This window comes from Cellulosimicrobium sp. JZ28 (assembly GCF_015327065.1).
Lineage (GTDB): Bacteria > Actinomycetota > Actinomycetes > Actinomycetales > Cellulomonadaceae > Cellulosimicrobium > Cellulosimicrobium funkei.
In genome coordinates this window covers 3120303-3135255 of sequence record NZ_CP017660.1, presented here as the reverse complement: position 1 = coordinate 3135255, position 14953 = coordinate 3120303, and the positions used below count along the sequence as shown (strand labels likewise).

Annotated in this window: 14 protein-coding genes; 11 read left to right on the top strand and 3 right to left on the bottom strand. The window is 75.8% G+C overall.

Annotation, left to right across the window (positions count from 1 at the left end; genetic code table 11):
* Nucleotides 1–17: 17 nt before the first annotated feature.
* Complete coding sequence (locus tag BJP59_RS14015; protein ID WP_194521211.1) at nt 18–1361, top strand: cell wall-binding repeat-containing protein; 1344 nt, start codon at nt 18–20, stop codon at nt 1359–1361.
* Nucleotides 1355–1978, top strand: a complete 624-nt coding sequence (locus BJP59_RS14010; RefSeq protein WP_194521210.1) for a cell wall-binding repeat-containing protein — start codon at nt 1355–1357, stop codon at nt 1976–1978. The genes BJP59_RS14015 and BJP59_RS14010 overlap by 7 nt, the downstream gene beginning before the upstream one ends.
* Before the next feature lie 64 nt (nt 1979–2042).
* Here BJP59_RS14010 and BJP59_RS14005 read toward each other — a convergent pair whose 3' ends face one another.
* A complete protein-coding gene (locus BJP59_RS14005) occupies nt 2043–2546 on the bottom strand; it encodes an inorganic diphosphatase (protein ID WP_034655165.1) in 504 nt (167 codons plus the stop codon).
* Nucleotides 2547–2807: 261 nt separating this feature from the next.
* Here BJP59_RS14005 and dacB point away from each other — a divergent pair, with 261 nt between their 5' ends.
* Entirely contained in the window at nt 2808–4220 is a 1413-nt protein-coding gene (dacB, locus tag BJP59_RS14000; protein ID WP_194521209.1) for a D-alanyl-D-alanine carboxypeptidase/D-alanyl-D-alanine endopeptidase, read from the top strand.
* Nucleotides 4221–4254: 34 nt separating this feature from the next.
* Here the strand turns inward: dacB and BJP59_RS13995 are convergent, their stop codons facing one another.
* Nucleotides 4255–4677 (bottom strand): type II toxin-antitoxin system VapC family toxin, encoded by a 423-nt coding sequence (locus tag BJP59_RS13995; protein WP_194521208.1) that lies wholly within the window; start codon nt 4675–4677, stop codon nt 4255–4257.
* Nucleotides 4674–4907 (bottom strand): type II toxin-antitoxin system VapB family antitoxin, encoded by a 234-nt coding sequence (vapB, locus tag BJP59_RS13990; protein ID WP_021482085.1) that lies wholly within the window; start codon nt 4905–4907, stop codon nt 4674–4676. Before vapB ends, BJP59_RS13995 begins: the two co-directional genes overlap by 4 nt.
* Before the next feature lie 85 nt (nt 4908–4992).
* Between vapB and BJP59_RS13985 the strand changes: the two genes are divergently transcribed.
* The 8 genes from BJP59_RS13985 to BJP59_RS13950 all read left to right on the top strand — a co-directional run bounded on the left by BJP59_RS13985 (nt 4993) and on the right by BJP59_RS13950 (nt 14945).
* Nucleotides 4993–6120 (top strand): zinc-dependent metalloprotease, encoded by a 1128-nt coding sequence (locus tag BJP59_RS13985; protein ID WP_228485071.1) that lies wholly within the window; start codon nt 4993–4995, stop codon nt 6118–6120.
* 3 nt (nt 6121–6123) lie between these two features.
* The gene (gene tilS, locus BJP59_RS13980) at nt 6124–7224 is read left to right on the top strand and encodes a tRNA lysidine(34) synthetase TilS (protein ID WP_194521207.1); all 1101 of its coding nucleotides are present in this window, start codon (nt 6124–6126) and stop codon (nt 7222–7224) included.
* A gap of 5 nt (nt 7225–7229) precedes the next feature.
* Nucleotides 7230–7784 carry a hypoxanthine phosphoribosyltransferase gene (gene hpt / locus BJP59_RS13975; RefSeq protein WP_021479810.1) on the top strand — a complete coding sequence of 185 codons (555 nt, stop codon included), beginning with the start codon at nt 7230–7232 and terminating at the stop codon, nt 7782–7784.
* 178 nt (nt 7785–7962) lie between these two features.
* Entirely contained in the window at nt 7963–10065 is a 2103-nt protein-coding gene (gene ftsH, locus BJP59_RS13970; protein WP_043659730.1) for an ATP-dependent zinc metalloprotease FtsH, read from the top strand.
* Nucleotides 10065–10718: a GTP cyclohydrolase I FolE gene (gene folE / locus BJP59_RS13965; protein ID WP_051028623.1), complete on the top strand. Its 654-nt coding sequence runs from the start codon at nt 10065–10067 to the stop codon at nt 10716–10718. The genes ftsH and folE overlap by 1 nt, the downstream gene beginning before the upstream one ends.
* Nucleotides 10719–10782: 64 nt before the next feature.
* Nucleotides 10783–11670 carry a dihydropteroate synthase gene (folP, locus tag BJP59_RS13960; RefSeq protein ID WP_194523073.1) on the top strand — a complete coding sequence of 296 codons (888 nt, stop codon included), beginning with the start codon at nt 10783–10785 and terminating at the stop codon, nt 11668–11670.
* Between the two features lie 120 nt (nt 11671–11790).
* Nucleotides 11791–14427 carry a 2-amino-4-hydroxy-6-hydroxymethyldihydropteridine diphosphokinase gene (folK, locus tag BJP59_RS13955; protein ID WP_194521206.1) on the top strand — a complete coding sequence of 879 codons (2637 nt, stop codon included), beginning with the start codon at nt 11791–11793 and terminating at the stop codon, nt 14425–14427.
* Complete coding sequence (locus BJP59_RS13950) at nt 14427–14945, top strand: DUF3180 domain-containing protein (RefSeq protein WP_034655682.1); 519 nt, start codon at nt 14427–14429, stop codon at nt 14943–14945. The genes folK and BJP59_RS13950 overlap by 1 nt, the downstream gene beginning before the upstream one ends.
* The last annotated feature ends 8 nt before the right edge of the window (nt 14946–14953 follow it).

Genomic DNA, 14953 nt, shown 5'->3' with positions numbered 1-14953 from the left:
GGTGGAGGACGGGCGCCGTGCTGGCCGTGGCGACGTTCCTCGTGACGTCGCTCGCAGCGCCCACGACGGGCACGCCGTCCGTGGGGCCGAACCTCGGCGAGGTGTCCGCACCCGTGACGGTTGACCGGCTCTCCGGAGCCGACCGCTACGAGACGGCGCTGCGCCTGGCGCAGGAGTATGAACCGGGCGTCCCCGTGGTGTACGTCGCGAGCGGGCTCTCCTACGCCGACGCGCTCAGCGCCGGCCCGGCGGCCGCCTACAGGGGTGGCCCTCTCCTCCTGACCCCTCCGAGCCAGGCGCCGAGCCGGGTGGTGGACGAGGTGCGCCGGTTGCGTCCACAACGGATCGTCGTCGTCGGCGGCTACGGCGCAGTGGCGCAACGGGTGCAGGTGCAGCTCGACGGCATCGCGCCGACCGACCGGGTGTCCGGCCAGGACCGATACGAGACGTCCCGGGCCGTCGTGCTCGACGCCTTCGGGGCGGCGATCTCCGACCCCGGCTACTCCCGCGTCGCGTTCCTCGCGACGGGTCGCGGCTACGCGGATGCGCTGTCTGCCGCTGCCGTCGCGGGAGCGAACGGGGGATTCGTGCTCCTCGTCGACGGTGAGGCACCGTTGACCGCTGCCGCGGACGGGTTGCTGGACGCGACGCACGTGACCAAGGTCGTCCTGGTGGGCGGTATCGGGGCGCTCGGAAAGCAGATCGAGGACACCTTGCTGCTGACCCGCTACTCGGCCGTCGGACGAGTCGGGGGCAAGGACCGCTACGACACCTCGGCCCGAATCAGCGCGTGGGGCTTCGCCGAGGCGCCACGAGCCTTCGTCGCGACCGGTACGCAGTTCGCCGACGCGCTGAGCGGTGCGGCCCTCGCGGGTGCGGTGGGCGCCCCGCTCCTCGTGACGCCGCCCACGTGCCTGAGCGTTCCGTCCGTCGGGTCCCTGCGGACGCTCCGCACGTCCCGGGTGACGCTTCTCGGTGGAGCGGGCGCGCTCGACCCGGCTGTGGGGCGCCTGGAGCAGTGCGGGAGCGGGCCGGCGCTCCTCGATCCTCGTACCGGTACCGTCCCGTCGCCCCGGATCCCCACGATCGTGGAGCGCTACTCCCTCGGCGACCGCTATGCCGACGCCGTCGCGGTCTCGCGCAGGTACTTCCCCACGGGGCCCGAGTCGTCCACGTGGTGGGAGAGCAACCGACGGCGGCAGCCCTCAGTGCGCCGGCAGCGGCCGCGGCGTACCCGGGCCCGCTCTTCGCCGTCCCGCGCGATTCCCTCCCGGCGGTCGTCAGGGACGAGATCATCCGCCTCGGCGCGTCGCACGTCGTCGTCGTCGGCGGGACGGACGAGGTCTCCGACGCCGTGCTGAACGAGCTCGGCACGCTCGTCTGGGGGGCGCGACGTGTGACGGGGGCGGACCCGGAGTCCGCGTCTCTCGCGGTCGCCAGCTCGGTGGGGCTCTCCGACCGGGTGGTCCTTGCCTCGGTCGACGCGCCGGGCGACGCCCTGGTGGCATCTGTCGTCGCCGGGATCGGGAGCCGAGCCTCCGCGATCCTGGTCGACGGTTCCGCACCGACCGCGCGCGAGGAGCTCGTCAGTCGGCTTCGCACGGCGAGGGCGGGGACGGTCACCGTCGTCGGCGACGAGGAAGCGATCGGGGAGGCGTTCCTCGAGGATCTCACCGCACGCACCGGCGCCGTCGTGGCGCGACGGATCACCGGTCCGAACCTCTACGAGACCTCCGTGACCGCGGTCGAACCCCACCTGGGGGGCGTCATCGGGGTTCCGGCCGTGCCGGCGGACGCACTGCCCGCCCTGACCGCGGGCGCACACCTCGGCTCGAGCGTCGTGGTCCTGCCCCGCGACTGCGTCCCGCGACGTCTGGCAGCCGCGCTGAGCGCGCCGGAGCCGGGGAGCGTGCTCCGGCTGCACGGCAGCACGTCGCTCCTCGGACCCGGGGTCGAGTCGATCACACCCTGCCCGTGACGCACGACGGCGGCCGCCCACCTCGCGAGGTGGGCGGCCGCCGTCGTACGGGAGGACGAGCCGGTCAGTGGCCCGGCGTGTGGTACCCGGAGTCGATGGCGCGCTGCAGGGAGCGCTCGATCTCGGCCTCGGCGTCGGCGCGGCCGACCCAGTGGGCGCCCTCGACGGACTTGCCGGGCTCGAGGTCCTTGTAGACCTCGAAGAAGTGCTGGATCTCCAGGCGGTGGAAGTCGGACACGTCGTCGATGTCCTGGCGCCACGCGGCACGCTGGTCGCCCGTCGGGACGCACAGCACCTTGTCGTCGCCGCCGGCCTCGTCGCGCATGCGGAACATGCCGAGCGCGCGGCAGCGGATCAGGCAGCCCGGGAACGTGGGCTCCTCGAGCAGCACGAGGGCGTCCAGCGGGTCGCCGTCCTCGCCGAGCGTCCCCTCGATAAACCCGTAGTCGTCGGGGTAGCGGGTCGAGGTGAAGAGCATGCGGTCGAGGCGGATGCGACCGGTCGCGTGGTCCACCTCGTACTTGTTGCGCTGCCCCTTGGGGATCTCGATCGTGACGTCGAACTCCACTGCTTCCTCCAGTCGTACCGGCACCGCGGCGCTCGGGCGGTGGCTGGTGTCGGATGATCGACGGACGACGCCGTCGTGCGGGAACTAGTGTGACACGGGACGTCCGCCCACAAGAGTCCGTACGGCCCTGGGCGGGCGACGCCGTGAGTGATAATGCGCACGTGCCCGCCGCCCGGGGGGCGGGTCGGACGACCGACGACCGGTCGGGACGGGGCGGGCGGACGACGCGCCCCGGTGACCGGGGCGGACCGAGGGAGAGGTATGGGCTGGGCGACGCGCACGGGCGTGGCCGTCGGCGTGGTGCTCGCGCTCGCGGGCGGGTACGCCGTGGCGGACGCGTACGACGTCGTCCCCGGCGTGCTGACGCTCGAGCCGCCCGTCCCGGAGCCGCCGCCGTTCCCGCAGGCGCCGGGCGCGGCTGCCGCCCCGCCGCTCGAGGTGGAGCTGCCGGCGCTCGACGACGCGGCGCCCGTCCCCTCGACCGGCGCGGTGCAGGCCCTCGTGGACGGGCTCGTCGCGGACACGCGGCTCGGCCCGCGCGTGGGCGTCCTCGTGACCGACGCGGCGACCGGCGACGTGCTGGGCGCCGCCGGCGAGAGCGTGGGGCACGTCCCGGCGTCGACCCTCAAGACGTTCACCGCCGCGGCGGCGCTCACCTCGCCGGGAGCGCACACCACGCTGCCCACCCGTGCCGTCCTCGAGGGGCAGGAGACGGTGTACCTCGTGGGCGGGGGCGACATGATGCTCGCGGCGGGTGCCGGGGACCCGACGGCGGTCAACGGCCGGGCCGGGCTCGGCGACCTGGCCGCGCAGGTCGCGGGCGAGCTGCGGCTGACGGGACGCACGACGATCTCGCTGCGCCTCGACGACACGCTGTTCACCGGGCCCGCGGTCGCGCCGACCGTCGACCCGGCCAGCGTGCGCAACGGCTACGTCGCGCCCGTCGCGGCGCTCGCGGTGAACATCGCGCGCCTCACCGACGAGGAGTACGCGCCGCGCGCGGAGGACCCGGCCCTCGCCGCGGCCGACGCGTTCGTGGCCGCGCTCGCGCAGGAGGGCGTCACCGTCTCCGGGGACGTCGTGCGAGCGCCGGCGCCGAGCGAGGGTCGCACGGTGGGCGAGGTGGAGTCCGCCCCGCTCGGCGACGTCGTCGCGTACCTGCTCCAGCACTCGGACAACACGATCACCGAGGTCGTCGGCCGGGTCGTCGCGCTCGACGCGGGCCTGCCCGGCTCGGGTGCCGGCGCGACCCAGGCCGTGCGGGCGGCGGTCGAGGGCCTCGGCGTCGACCTCACGGGCGCGACGCTCGCGGACCTGTCCGGGCTCGGCGACGGCTCCGTCGTCACGCCCGCGCAGCTCGACGAGGTCGTGGGCCTCCTGGCCGACCCCGCGCACCCGCGGCTGCGGCCCGGCGCGGTGGGCCTGCCCGTCGCGGGGCTGTCCGGGACGCTCGACGAGCGCTACCTCGCCAACGCGGGCCGCGGCGTCGTGCGCGCGAAGACCGGCAGCCTGCCGAACGTCACGTCGCTCGCCGGGACGGTCGTCACCGCGGACGACCGCCTCCTCGTGTTCTCCCTCATGGCCGACGCCGTCCCGGACGGCGGCACCTACGGCGCGCGCCTGATCCTCGACGACTTCGTCGCGTCGCTCGCGGAGTGCGGCTGCAGCGCCTGACGGGCCGCGCCACGTCTGGGGGAGGGCTCCCGGTTCAGGGGCCGTGCGTCGCGTCCGCCAGCCAGTCCTCGACCTCCAGGCCGGGCACGCGGGAGAACTCGCGCACGTTGTTCGTCACCAGCACGAGCCCGAGCGACCGGGCGTGCCCGGCGAGGAGCGCGTCGTACGGGCCGCCAGGGGTGCCGCGGGCCGCGAGGACGGCGCGGACCCTGCCGGCGTGCATCGCCGCCAGGCTGTCGAAGGGCAGCACGTCGACGAGCGACAGCAGCTCGTCGACCGCCTGCCGGTTGCGGGCCGGGTCCTGCGAGCGCTCCACGCCGTACTCCAGCTCCATCTCGCTCACGGTCGAGACGGCGACGCGCCCCTCTGCCTCGCGCAGCCTCGGACGCGCGGCCGCGCCGTGCCCGCGGAGGAGGGCGACGAGCACGTTCGTGTCCAGCAGATAGAGGGTGCTCACAGGGCCTCGCGCTCGTCCGCGGTGCCCTGGTCACGGTCGGCGAGGAAGCCGGGACCGACGCGCAGGCCGTGCTCGAACCACTCGTCCCACCCGGAGCCGGCCGGGGTGATGACCCGTGACCGGCCGACGGCCCGGACGTCCACCTCCCGGACGTCGTCGGGCAGCGCGACCGCCTTGGGCAGCCGGACCGCCTGCGTCCTGTTGCTGCGGAACACCGTCGTGCGCACCATGCCGACCTCCCGTCGTATATCCCGAGAGTATATCCTCCGGGCGTCCTCGAACCCGTCGGCCGGGCGAGCGGGTTACCGTGGGCCGGTGACTCTCGTCGAGCAGGACGGCCGACCCCACGGCCCGTCGCGCGGCGACCGGTCGGTCGTCGACTGGTCCGCCGCCGCGCAGATCGCCGGGCGCCTCGCGCGCCCGGGGCCCCAGGCGTCGCGCGCCGAGCTGGCCGACCTCGTCGAGGGGCTGCGCACCGCGGCGGGGGAGGCCGTCCCGCACGTGCTCGACGTGACCCGCATGACGCCCGTCGCGGGGACCCCGGAGACGCTGGGCGCGGTGCACGTCGTGGACCGGCCGCGCTGGGCGCGCGCCAACACCGAGATCATGGCGTCGCTCACCACGGGCGTCACCGAGGCGCTCGTGGGGGAGAGCGGGCGCGTGCCGCAGGCGACCGCCCTCGTCGGCGCGGCGCAGGTCGGCTCGGTCCTCGCGGTCCTCTCGAGCCGCGTCCTCGGCCAGTTCGACCCGTACAGCGGGCAGGCCGCGGCAGGGGCGGGCCCCGGCCGGCTCGTGCTCGTCGCGCCCAACGTGCTCCAGGTCGAGCGCGCGCTCGACCTGCGGCCCGCCGACTTCCGCCTCTGGGTGTGCCTGCACGAGCAGACGCACGCCCTCCAGTTCGCGGCGGCGCCGTGGCTCGCGGACCACCTGCGCACGCGCGCGGGCGACCTCCTCACCGAGCTCTCCGCGTCGTCGCGACGCCTCGCCGAGGCCCGCCTGCGCGACAAGCTCGTCGCGGTGGGGCGCGCCGTCCTGCACGCGGTGCGCGGCGAGGGCACGACCCTCCTCGACGGCCTCCTCACGCCCGAGGAGCAGGACCGGCTCGCCGACGTCACGGCCGTCATGGCGCTCCTGGAAGGCCACGCGGACGTCGCCATGGACGCCGTCGGGCCCCGCACCGTGCGCACGGTGCGCAGCATCCGGCGCAAGTTCGACGCGCGGCGCGACGGCGAGGGCAGCTCCGGCCTCGACGTCGTGCTGCGGCGCCTGCTCGGCATGGACGCCAAGATCGCCCAGTACCGCGACGGGGCGGCGTTCGTCCGCGCGGTCGAGAAGGACGTGGGGCGCGACGGCTTCAACGCCGTCTGGGCGTCCCCGGAGAACCTGCCCACGGCCCGCGAGATCGCCGACGCGCGCGCCTGGGTGCGCCGCGTGCACGGCTGAGCCGTGGGCGGGCCGGCGCCGGTCGTCGCCGCCGCGCGCCACGCCGTGCGCGGCGCGCTCGCGGACCTGCCCCCGGGGGCGACCGTGCTCGTCGCCTGCTCCGGCGGCGCCGACTCGACGGCGCTCGCGGCCGCCACGGCGTTCGTGGCGCCGCGCCTCGGGCTTCGGGCGGGCGCCGTCGTCGTGGACCACGGGCTCCAGGACGGCAGCGCCGCCGCCGCGGCGGCCGCCGCCGAGCGGTGCCGCGACCTCGGGCTCGACCCGGTGGAGGTACGCCGCGTCGTCGTCCCGACGGCGGGGGACGGCCCGGAGGCCCACGCCCGGACGGCCCGGTACGCCGCGCTCGACGACGCCGCGGCGGCCCACGGCGCCGGCGCGGTGCTCCTGGGCCACACGCTCGACGACCAGGCCGAGACGGTGCTGCTCGGCCTCGCCCGCGGGGCGGGGGCGCGCTCGCTCGCGGGCATGGCGCCGCGGCGCGGGGCGTACCGGCGCCCCTTCCTCGCCCTGCGGCGCACGCAGACCGAGGCGGTGTGCCGCACGCTCGGGCTCGACTGGTGGGACGACCCCACGAACACGGGCACGCCGCTGCGCTCGCAGGTCCGCGGGCGGGTCGTGCCGGTGCTCGTCGACGTCCTCGGCCCGGGCGCGGTGCCCGCGCTCGCGCGCAGCGCCGACCTCCTGCGCGACGACGCCGACCTCCTCGACGCGCTCGCGGCCGACCTCCTCGCGGCGGCGCTCGTCCCACCCGGCGCGGACCCCGCCCCCGGCGCGGACCCCGGCCCCGGCGCGGACCCCGGCCCCGGCGGGGGAGCGGCCTCCCGCGCGACGGTCGTGCTCGACGTCGGCCCGCTCGCCGCCGCGCACCCGGCGCTGCGGCGTCGTGCGCTGCGGTCCGCGGCGCTGCGCGCGGGGTGCCCGGGGAGCGACCTGTTCGCCGTCCACGTCGACGCGCTCGACGCGCTCGTCACCGCGTGGCGCGGCCAGGGCCCGGTGCACCTCCCGGGCGACCGCAGGGCGTCGCGCGCGTGTGGCAGGCTTTCCCTGGGCCCGGGGCCAACGCGCCGGGCCGGCACCTCCCCCCTCCCCCCAGCTCAGGAGTGACCCCCGTGGAAGCATCGGACGTCGCAGGCGACCTCGAGAACATCCTGCTCACCGAGGACCAGCTCGGTGCGCGGCTCGACGAGATCGCCGCGCAGATCGACCGTGACTACGCGGGCAAGGACCTCCTGCTCGTCGGCGTGCTCAAGGGCGCCGTCATGGTCATGGCAGACCTGGCGCGCCGCCTGCACAGCCACGTCGAGATGGACTGGATGGCCGTGTCGTCGTACGGCTCGGGCACCAAGTCGTCGGGCGTCGTGCGCATCCTCAAGGACCTCGACGCGGACCTCACCGGCCGCAACGTGCTCATCGTCGAGGACATCATCGACTCGGGCCTCACGCTCTCGTGGCTGCTGTCGAACCTCCGCTCGCGCGGCCCGGCGTCGGTCGAGATCGCGGCGATGCTCCGCAAGCCCGACGCGGCGAAGACCGAGGTCGACGTGCGCTACGTCGGCTTCGACATCCCCAACGAGTTCGTCGTGGGCTACGGCCTCGACTACGCGGAGAAGTACCGCAACCTGCCGTTCGTCGGGACGCTCGCGCCGCACGTCTACTCGAGCTGAGCCGGGCGGCGGCGGGCCACGGGCCCGCCCGGACCGCCCAGGGAGCTGCTCAGGAAGTACGGACCACGCCCTGGGCGAACAGGGGGAAGATCCCCAGCAGGCGCCAAGGTCCAGAGTGTAGTTTCGAGCCCGAACACTTGCGCGAGCGGAGGGATCCGGGGCGCACGCCCCGTCGCCGATGAACATCAAGAAGATTCTCAGTGGGCCGATCGTCTGGATCGTCCTGGGCCTCGTGATCCTGTGGATCGCGTTCGCGACGTTGTCGCGCCCCACGGTCCAGCGCATCGACACGTCCGCGGGCCTCGAGCTGCTCTCGGGCGACACGGTCGAGCAGGCGCTCATCGTGGACGGCGACCAGCGCGTGCGTCTCACGCTGTCCGAGGACTACGTGGCCGACGAGGGCACGGACACCGAGGAGAACAAGGGCAAGAACGTCGAGTTCTACTACGTCCAGCCGCAGGGCGAGGCGGTCGTCGACGCCGTCGTCGCCGCGGAGCCGAAGGACGGGTACAACTCCGAGGTCGCGCAACCCTCGTTCTGGTCCTCGCTGCTCGGGCTGCTCATCCCGTTCCTCATCATCGGCGTGCTGTTCTGGTTCCTGCTGTCGCGCATGCAGGGCGGCGGCTCGCGCGTCATGGGCTTCGGCAAGTCGCGCGCCAAGCTCGTCTCGAAGGACACCCCGCAGGTGACGTTCGCGGACGTCGCGGGCGCCGACGAGGCGGTCGAGGAGCTCCACGAGATCAAGGAGTTCCTCTCCGACTCGGAGAAGTTCCAGGCCGTCGGCGCGAAGATCCCCAAGGGCGTCCTGCTCTACGGCCCTCCCGGCACGGGCAAGACGCTGCTCGCGCGCGCCGTCGCCGGCGAGGCGGGCGTGCCGTTCTACTCGATCTCCGGCTCGGACTTCGTCGAGATGTTCGTCGGCGTCGGCGCGAGCCGTGTCCGCGACCTGTTCAACCAGGCCAAGGAGAACTCGCCCGCGATCATCTTCGTCGACGAGATCGACGCCGTCGGCCGCCACCGTGGCGCCGGCATGGGCGGCGGCCACGACGAGCGCGAGCAGACGCTCAACCAGCTCCTCGTGGAGATGGACGGCTTCGACGTCAAGACGAACGTCATCCTCATCGCCGCGACCAACCGCCCCGACATCCTCGACCCGGCGCTCCTGCGCCCGGGCCGCTTCGACCGCCAGATCGCGGTCGAGGCGCCCGACCTCAAGGGTCGCGAGGCGATCCTGCGGGTGCACGCGGCGGGCAAGCCGATCGTCCCCGAGATCGACCTGGCGGCCGTCGCGCGTCGCACGCCCGGCTTCACCGGTGCCGACCTCGCGAACGTGCTCAACGAGGCGGCGCTCCTCACCGCCCGCAGCGGGGCGCAGCTCATCGACGACCGGGCGCTCGACGAGGCGATCGACCGCGTGATCGCCGGTCCGCAGAAGCGCACGCGCGTCATGAACGTCAAGGAGCAGAAGATCACCGCGTACCACGAGGGCGGCCACGCCCTCGTCGCGGCGGCCATGCGCTACACGGACCCCGTCACGAAGGTGACGATCCTGCCGCGCGGCCGGGCGCTCGGGTACACGATGGTCATGCCGACCGAGGACAAGTACTCCACGACGCGCAACGAGCTGCTCGACCAGCTCGCGTACGCGATGGGCGGTCGCGTCGCCGAGGAGCTCGTCTTCCACGACCCGACGACGGGCGCCTCGAACGACATCGAGAAGGCGACCGCGATCGCGCGCAAGATGGTCACCGAGTACGGCATGAGCGAGCGCGTCGGCGCGATCAAGCTCGGCTCCGGCTCGGGCGAGCCGTTCCTCGGCCGCGACATGGGCCACCAGCGCGACTACTCGGAGTCGGTCGCGGGCACGGTGGACCACGAGGTCCGCAAGCTCGTCGAGGCCGCGCACGACGAGGCGTGGGAGGTGCTCACGCAGTACCGCGACGTGCTCGACGCCCTCGTGCTCGAGCTCCTCGAGAAGGAGACGCTGAACCAGGCCGAGCTCGCGCGCGTGTTCTCCCCGGTCGAGAAGCGCGCCCCGCGCGACGTCTGGCTCTCGAGCGAGCAGCGGGCCGTCTCGCAGCGCGGGCCCGTGCTCACCGACGCCGAGAAGGCGGCGCAGAACGGCGCGCCCGTGATCCCGCAGGACGAGGCCGCGGCCGCGAACGACGAGCTCCCCCCGGAGCGCATCGGCGAGGTGCCCGCGGACAGCCCGCTCGACCGCGCGCTCGGCCGCGACACGACCACGGACGTCACGGACGTGCGCGAGCCGGGGCAGGACTGATGGGCACCCCCACGGGCGCCTCGGCGGGCGCGGGCGCGATCACCCCGGCCCGGTCGGCGGAGGGCCTGCGCGCCCCCGCGGACGTCCCGCCGTACGACCAGGACCGCGCGGAGGCCGCCGTCCGCGAGCTGCTGCTCGCCGTCGGCGAGGACCCGGACCGCGAGGGGCTGCGCGAGACGCCGGCCCGCGTGGCGCGCGCGTACCGCGAGATCTTCGCGGGCCTGCGCCAGGAGGCCGCGGACGTCCTGACGACGACCTTCGACCTCGGCCACGAGGAGATGGTGCTCGTCAAGGACATCGAGGTGTACTCGACGTGCGAGCACCACCTCGTGCCCTTCCATGGCGTCGCGCACGTCGGGTACATCCCCAACGTGGACGGCCGCATCACGGGCCTGTCGAAGCTCGCGCGCCTCGTCGAGGTGTACGCGCGCCGCCCGCAGGTGCAGGAGCGGCTCACGTCCCAGGTCGCGGACGCGCTCGTGGAGCACCTCAAGCCGCGCGGTGCGATCGTCGTCGTCGAGTGCGAGCACCTGTGCATGTCGATGCGCGGCGTGCGCAAGCCCGGCGCGCGCACCGTCACGTCGGCGGTGCGGGGCCAGATGCGCGACGGCGCGACGCGGGCCGAGGCGATGAGCCTCATCCTGGGGCGCTAGGCCCGTGGACCGGTTCGTGGTCGTGGGGCTCGAAGAGCTCGCGGACGTCGGACGCACGCTCGTCATGGGCGTCGTCAACGTCACGCCCGACTCGTTCTCCGACGGCGGCGAGTGGTTCGAGCCGGACGCCGCGATCGCCCACGGGCGCGAGCTGCTGGGCGAGGGTGCGGACATCCTCGACGTCGGCGGGGAGTCGACCCGCCCCGGGGCGGGCCGGGTGCCCGTCGAGGCGGAGCTCGCGCGCGTGCTCCCCGTGATCTCCGCGCTCGCGGCCGAGGGGGCTGTCGTCAGCGTCGACACGACGCGCGCGGTCGTCGCGGAGCGCGCGGTCGCGGCGGGCGCCCGGCTCGTCAACGACGTCTCCGGCGGTCTCGCCGACCCGGCGATGGCCGACGTCGTCGCGCGCACGGGCGTCGCCTACGTCTGCATGCACTGGCGCGGGCACGCGGACGTCATGGACGACCTCGAGGACTACGACGACGTCGTCACGGACGTGCGCGACGAGCTGGCCGCGCGCGTGGACGTGCTCCTCGCGGCGGGCGTGCGGCGCGAGCAGGTCGTGCTCGACCCGGGTCTCGGCTTCTCGAAGGCCGGGTCGTCGAACTGGCCGCTGCTCGCCCGCCTGCGCGAGCTCGAGGCGCTGGGCCTGCCCGTCCTCGTGGGCGCGTCCCGCAAGCGGTTCCTCGGGCACCTCCTCGCGCGCTCCGACGGTCGGCCCGTCCCGCCGCTCCTGCGCGACGACGCGACCGCCGCGGTCACGACTCTCGCCGCGGCGTCGGGCGCGTGGTGCGTGCGGGTCCACGCGGTCCGGGCGTCCGCCGACGCCGTGCGGGTCGCCGCCGCCTGGGGCCGGGCCTGTGACGAGGTCGTGCGTCCCGCGGACGGCGGCGCGGCGCAGCCGGCGGACCGACCGAGGGCCGGGAGCGACTCGACGGCGCGGCCCACGACCTAGCAGGATGGGCGAGGGGCCCCGCGGCGCGGGCGGCCCGGCGCAGCACGACACACGCAACGAGACACGGTGACGACGACCCGCCCCGGCGGGCGACGACGGAGCACCGGACGGGAGCACGACGTGACCACAGCGTTCGCAGGAGCGGTCCTCGACGCGGACGGACGGCCGTTCGACCGGATCCGCCTCACGGGCCTGAGCGCGACGGGCCACCACGGCGTCTTCGAGCACGAGAAGGCGCAGGGCCAGCTCTTCCGGGCCGACGTCGTGCTCCACCTGGACACGCGCGCCGCCGCGAGCGGCGACGACCTGTCCCGGACCGTCAGCTACGCGGGCGTCGCCGAGGACGTCGTCGCGGTCCTCGCCGGATCGCCCGCCGACCTCGTCGAGACCGTCGCCGAGCGCATCGCCGCGACGATCCTCACGCACGACGACGTCGTCGCGGTCGACGTCGCGGTGCACAAGCCGCAGGCGCCGATCACGGTCCCGTTCGAGGACGTCGAGGTCGTCATCCGTCGCGACCGCGTGGTCGTCCCCGTCGTCGCGCCGCTGTCACGCCGCGGGGAGCAGGGGTCGCGCGACGCGCAGCCCGTCGGGCCGATCCCGGTCGGGTCGGTCGCCCCCGCGCTCATCCACGGCGTCGGCGAGGTGCCCGCGCCCGACGACCGGACCCCGCTCGCCCCCGCGCCCGAGGTCATGCCCCCGAGCATCCTCCCGGGCTCGGCCGGTGCCCCGGTCGAGGACGCGCGGACCGCGGCCGAGACCGGAGCGGTGGCCGCCGGGTCACCGGAGGACGCGCTCGACGCGACCCGCGAGGCTCCCGCCGTCCGGGACGACGCCGCCCCCGGCGATGCCCGCGCCGAGCAGCAGACCCCCGCGGAGGCACCGTACGGCGAGGCGCCGTACGGGGAGGCGCCGTACGCGGAGCCCGCGCACGACGACCGCGGCGAGCCCGCGCACGACGACGCGGCACCGCACCCGCAGCAGGCGGCGTCGTACGACGAGCTCGTCGCGGGGTCGGTCCCCGCGGCCGGCCCCGCCGAGCACGTGCTGCACCACGACGCGCCGCCGGTCGCGCCCGGCGCGCCGTCGGGCGAGCAGCAGACCGTCCCCGGCGACGCCGCGCCCGTCGAGCACGCCGCCCCCGAGGCCGAGCCCCTGCCGTACGGCGCCGCGGCCGAGCCCGTCCCGGCGCACGACGAGGCCCCCGGCGGGGCGCACGACGCCGCGGAGGTGGCCGCGCCCGTCGAGCACGACCGGATGGACGACGTGCCCGCCGGGTTCGTCGAGGTCGTGCTCGCGCTGGGCGCGAACCTCGGCGACGCCCAGCAGACGCTGCGCGACGCGATCACGGACCTCGACCGGATCTCCGGTCTCGAGATCACGGAGGTCTCGCCGCTGGCCCGGACGGAGGCCGTGGGTGGCCCCGACCAGCCGGACTACCTCAACACCGTCCTCCTCGCGCGCACGCGCCTGTCGGCGCGCGACCTGCTGCACGCGTGCCAGGCGGTCGAGCAGGCGCACGGCCGGGTGCGCGACGAGCGCTGGGGTCCCCGCACGCTCGACGTCGACCTCATCGTCTACGGCACGCTGACGGCCGTCGCCGACGACCTGGAGCTGCCGCACCCCCGCGCGCACGAGCGGGCGTTCGTGCTCGAGCCGTGGTCGCAGATCGACCCGGACGCGGTGCTCCCGGGCCTCGGGGGCGGCCCCGTCGCGGCCCTCGCGGCGACCGCGCCCGACCGCGGGGGCATCCGGTGGCTCGCGCTCGACTGGCTGACGGACCCTGCCCCCGACCCGACGGGCGCCGTGCCCGTCACCACGGGCAGCACGGACGCCGCGCCGCCGCCCGCGCCCGTCGACGTGCCCGACCCCTACCAGCAGGCGCACACCGGTCCCGTCGCCGCCCCGTACGACGGTCCCGTGACGCCCGGCGGCGGCGTGCCCGCCCCCGACGGCGCGCCGGCACCGCAGCACCCGGCACCGCAGCAGTCGGCACCGCAGCAGCCCGTGCCGCCGCACGAGGCGCACCCGGCGCCGCAGCAGCCGCTCGCGCAGGAGCCCCTCGCGCAGCAGCCCGCAGCCCCGCAGCAGCAGCCCGCCCCGCAGCAGCCGCCGCACGTCCAGCAGGCGGAGCCGCCGCAGCCGCCCGCCGCGGAGCCCGCGCCCCCGGTGGCCCCGCCGCAGCCCGCGGTCGTGCCGCAGCCGGCCGGTCTCCCGCAGACCGTGACACCGAGCGAGGCACTCCCGGCACGGCCGGTCTTCGCGCCCGTCTCCGAAGGCGTCGCGCCCGAGGGGGCGGCCCCGCCGATCGTCCCCGACGGCTCGTTCGACCCGCGCGAGGACGCGGGCGTCCCCGTCGCCCCGTTCCCCGGGCCGTCGAACCGGCCGCCGTCGCACCCCGTGCCGTCGTCGCTCGATGCCGGGCACGCCCCGGACGCCGGGCCCGCCCCGGCTCAGGACGCGGCGCGCTTCCCCGAGCACGCCGCACCCGCGCACCCGGTCTTCCCGCCGGTCCACGCGCCCGAGCCCGTGCCGACGGCGCCGCAGCAGCCGGTCGCGCAGCCCGCGCACCCGCAGCCACCCGCGGACGCCGCGTCGTCCGGTGACGACATCATCCGGTCGGTGCCGTTCGCGCCTGTCTCGGGCGGTGGCCCGGCGTCCGCCCCCGGCCCGCTCGCGGACGCGGGGCTCCCGGCGAACGACCCGTGGCCGCCGTTCGGGCCGGTGTCCGGCGACGGTCGCGACGACGAGCGCTGATGCGGCGCACCTCCGTCCGCACCCTGCTGCTCGTGGCGGTCGCGACCGCCGTCGGCGGGTGGTTCGTCGTGCGCCTGCTCCAGAGCCGCGGCACGCTCCTGCCGGCGGTGCCGTGGATCGTGGACGTCACCGTCCTCGCGCTCGCGGCGGCGGTGTTCTGGGCGGGCTGGACCGTGCGCGCGTACCAGCAGGGCAAGCGCCCGTCGCTCGACGCGATCCGGGCGGCGCGCACGTTCGTCCTCGCGAAGGCGGCCGCGCTCACGGGCGCGCTCCTGACGGGCTGGTACGGCGCGCAGGTGCTCGCCGCCCTGCCCGACCTCTCTATCGACGCGTTCCGCGACCGGGCCCTCGCGGCCGGGTTGGCCGCCGCGTGCGCGGTCGTGCTGGCCGTCGTCGGGCTCGTTGCCGAGCGGTTCTGCCAGCTCCCGCCCGACGACCGCGGCGAGGGCCGGGAGGGCCGCGAGGGCTCGGTGACGCGCGAGGACCCGGAGACTCCGGGCGCGGGCACGCCCGCCTGAGACGCGCC

Coding starts and splice junctions, on each gene's coding strand:
- dacB (WP_194521209.1), top strand. CDS start 2,808: ATGGGCTGGGCGACGCGCACGGGCGTGGCCGTCGGCGTGGTGCTCGCG.
- vapB (WP_021482085.1), bottom strand. CDS start 4,907: ATGGTGCGCACGACGGTGTTCCGCAGCAACAGGACGCAGGCGGTCCGG.
- ftsH (WP_043659730.1), top strand. CDS start 7,963: ATGAACATCAAGAAGATTCTCAGTGGGCCGATCGTCTGGATCGTCCTG.
- folE (WP_051028623.1), top strand. CDS start 10,065: ATGGGCACCCCCACGGGCGCCTCGGCGGGCGCGGGCGCGATCACCCCG.
- folP (WP_194523073.1), top strand. CDS start 10,783: ATGGGCGTCGTCAACGTCACGCCCGACTCGTTCTCCGACGGCGGCGAG.
- BJP59_RS13950 (WP_034655682.1), top strand. CDS start 14,427: ATGCGGCGCACCTCCGTCCGCACCCTGCTGCTCGTGGCGGTCGCGACC.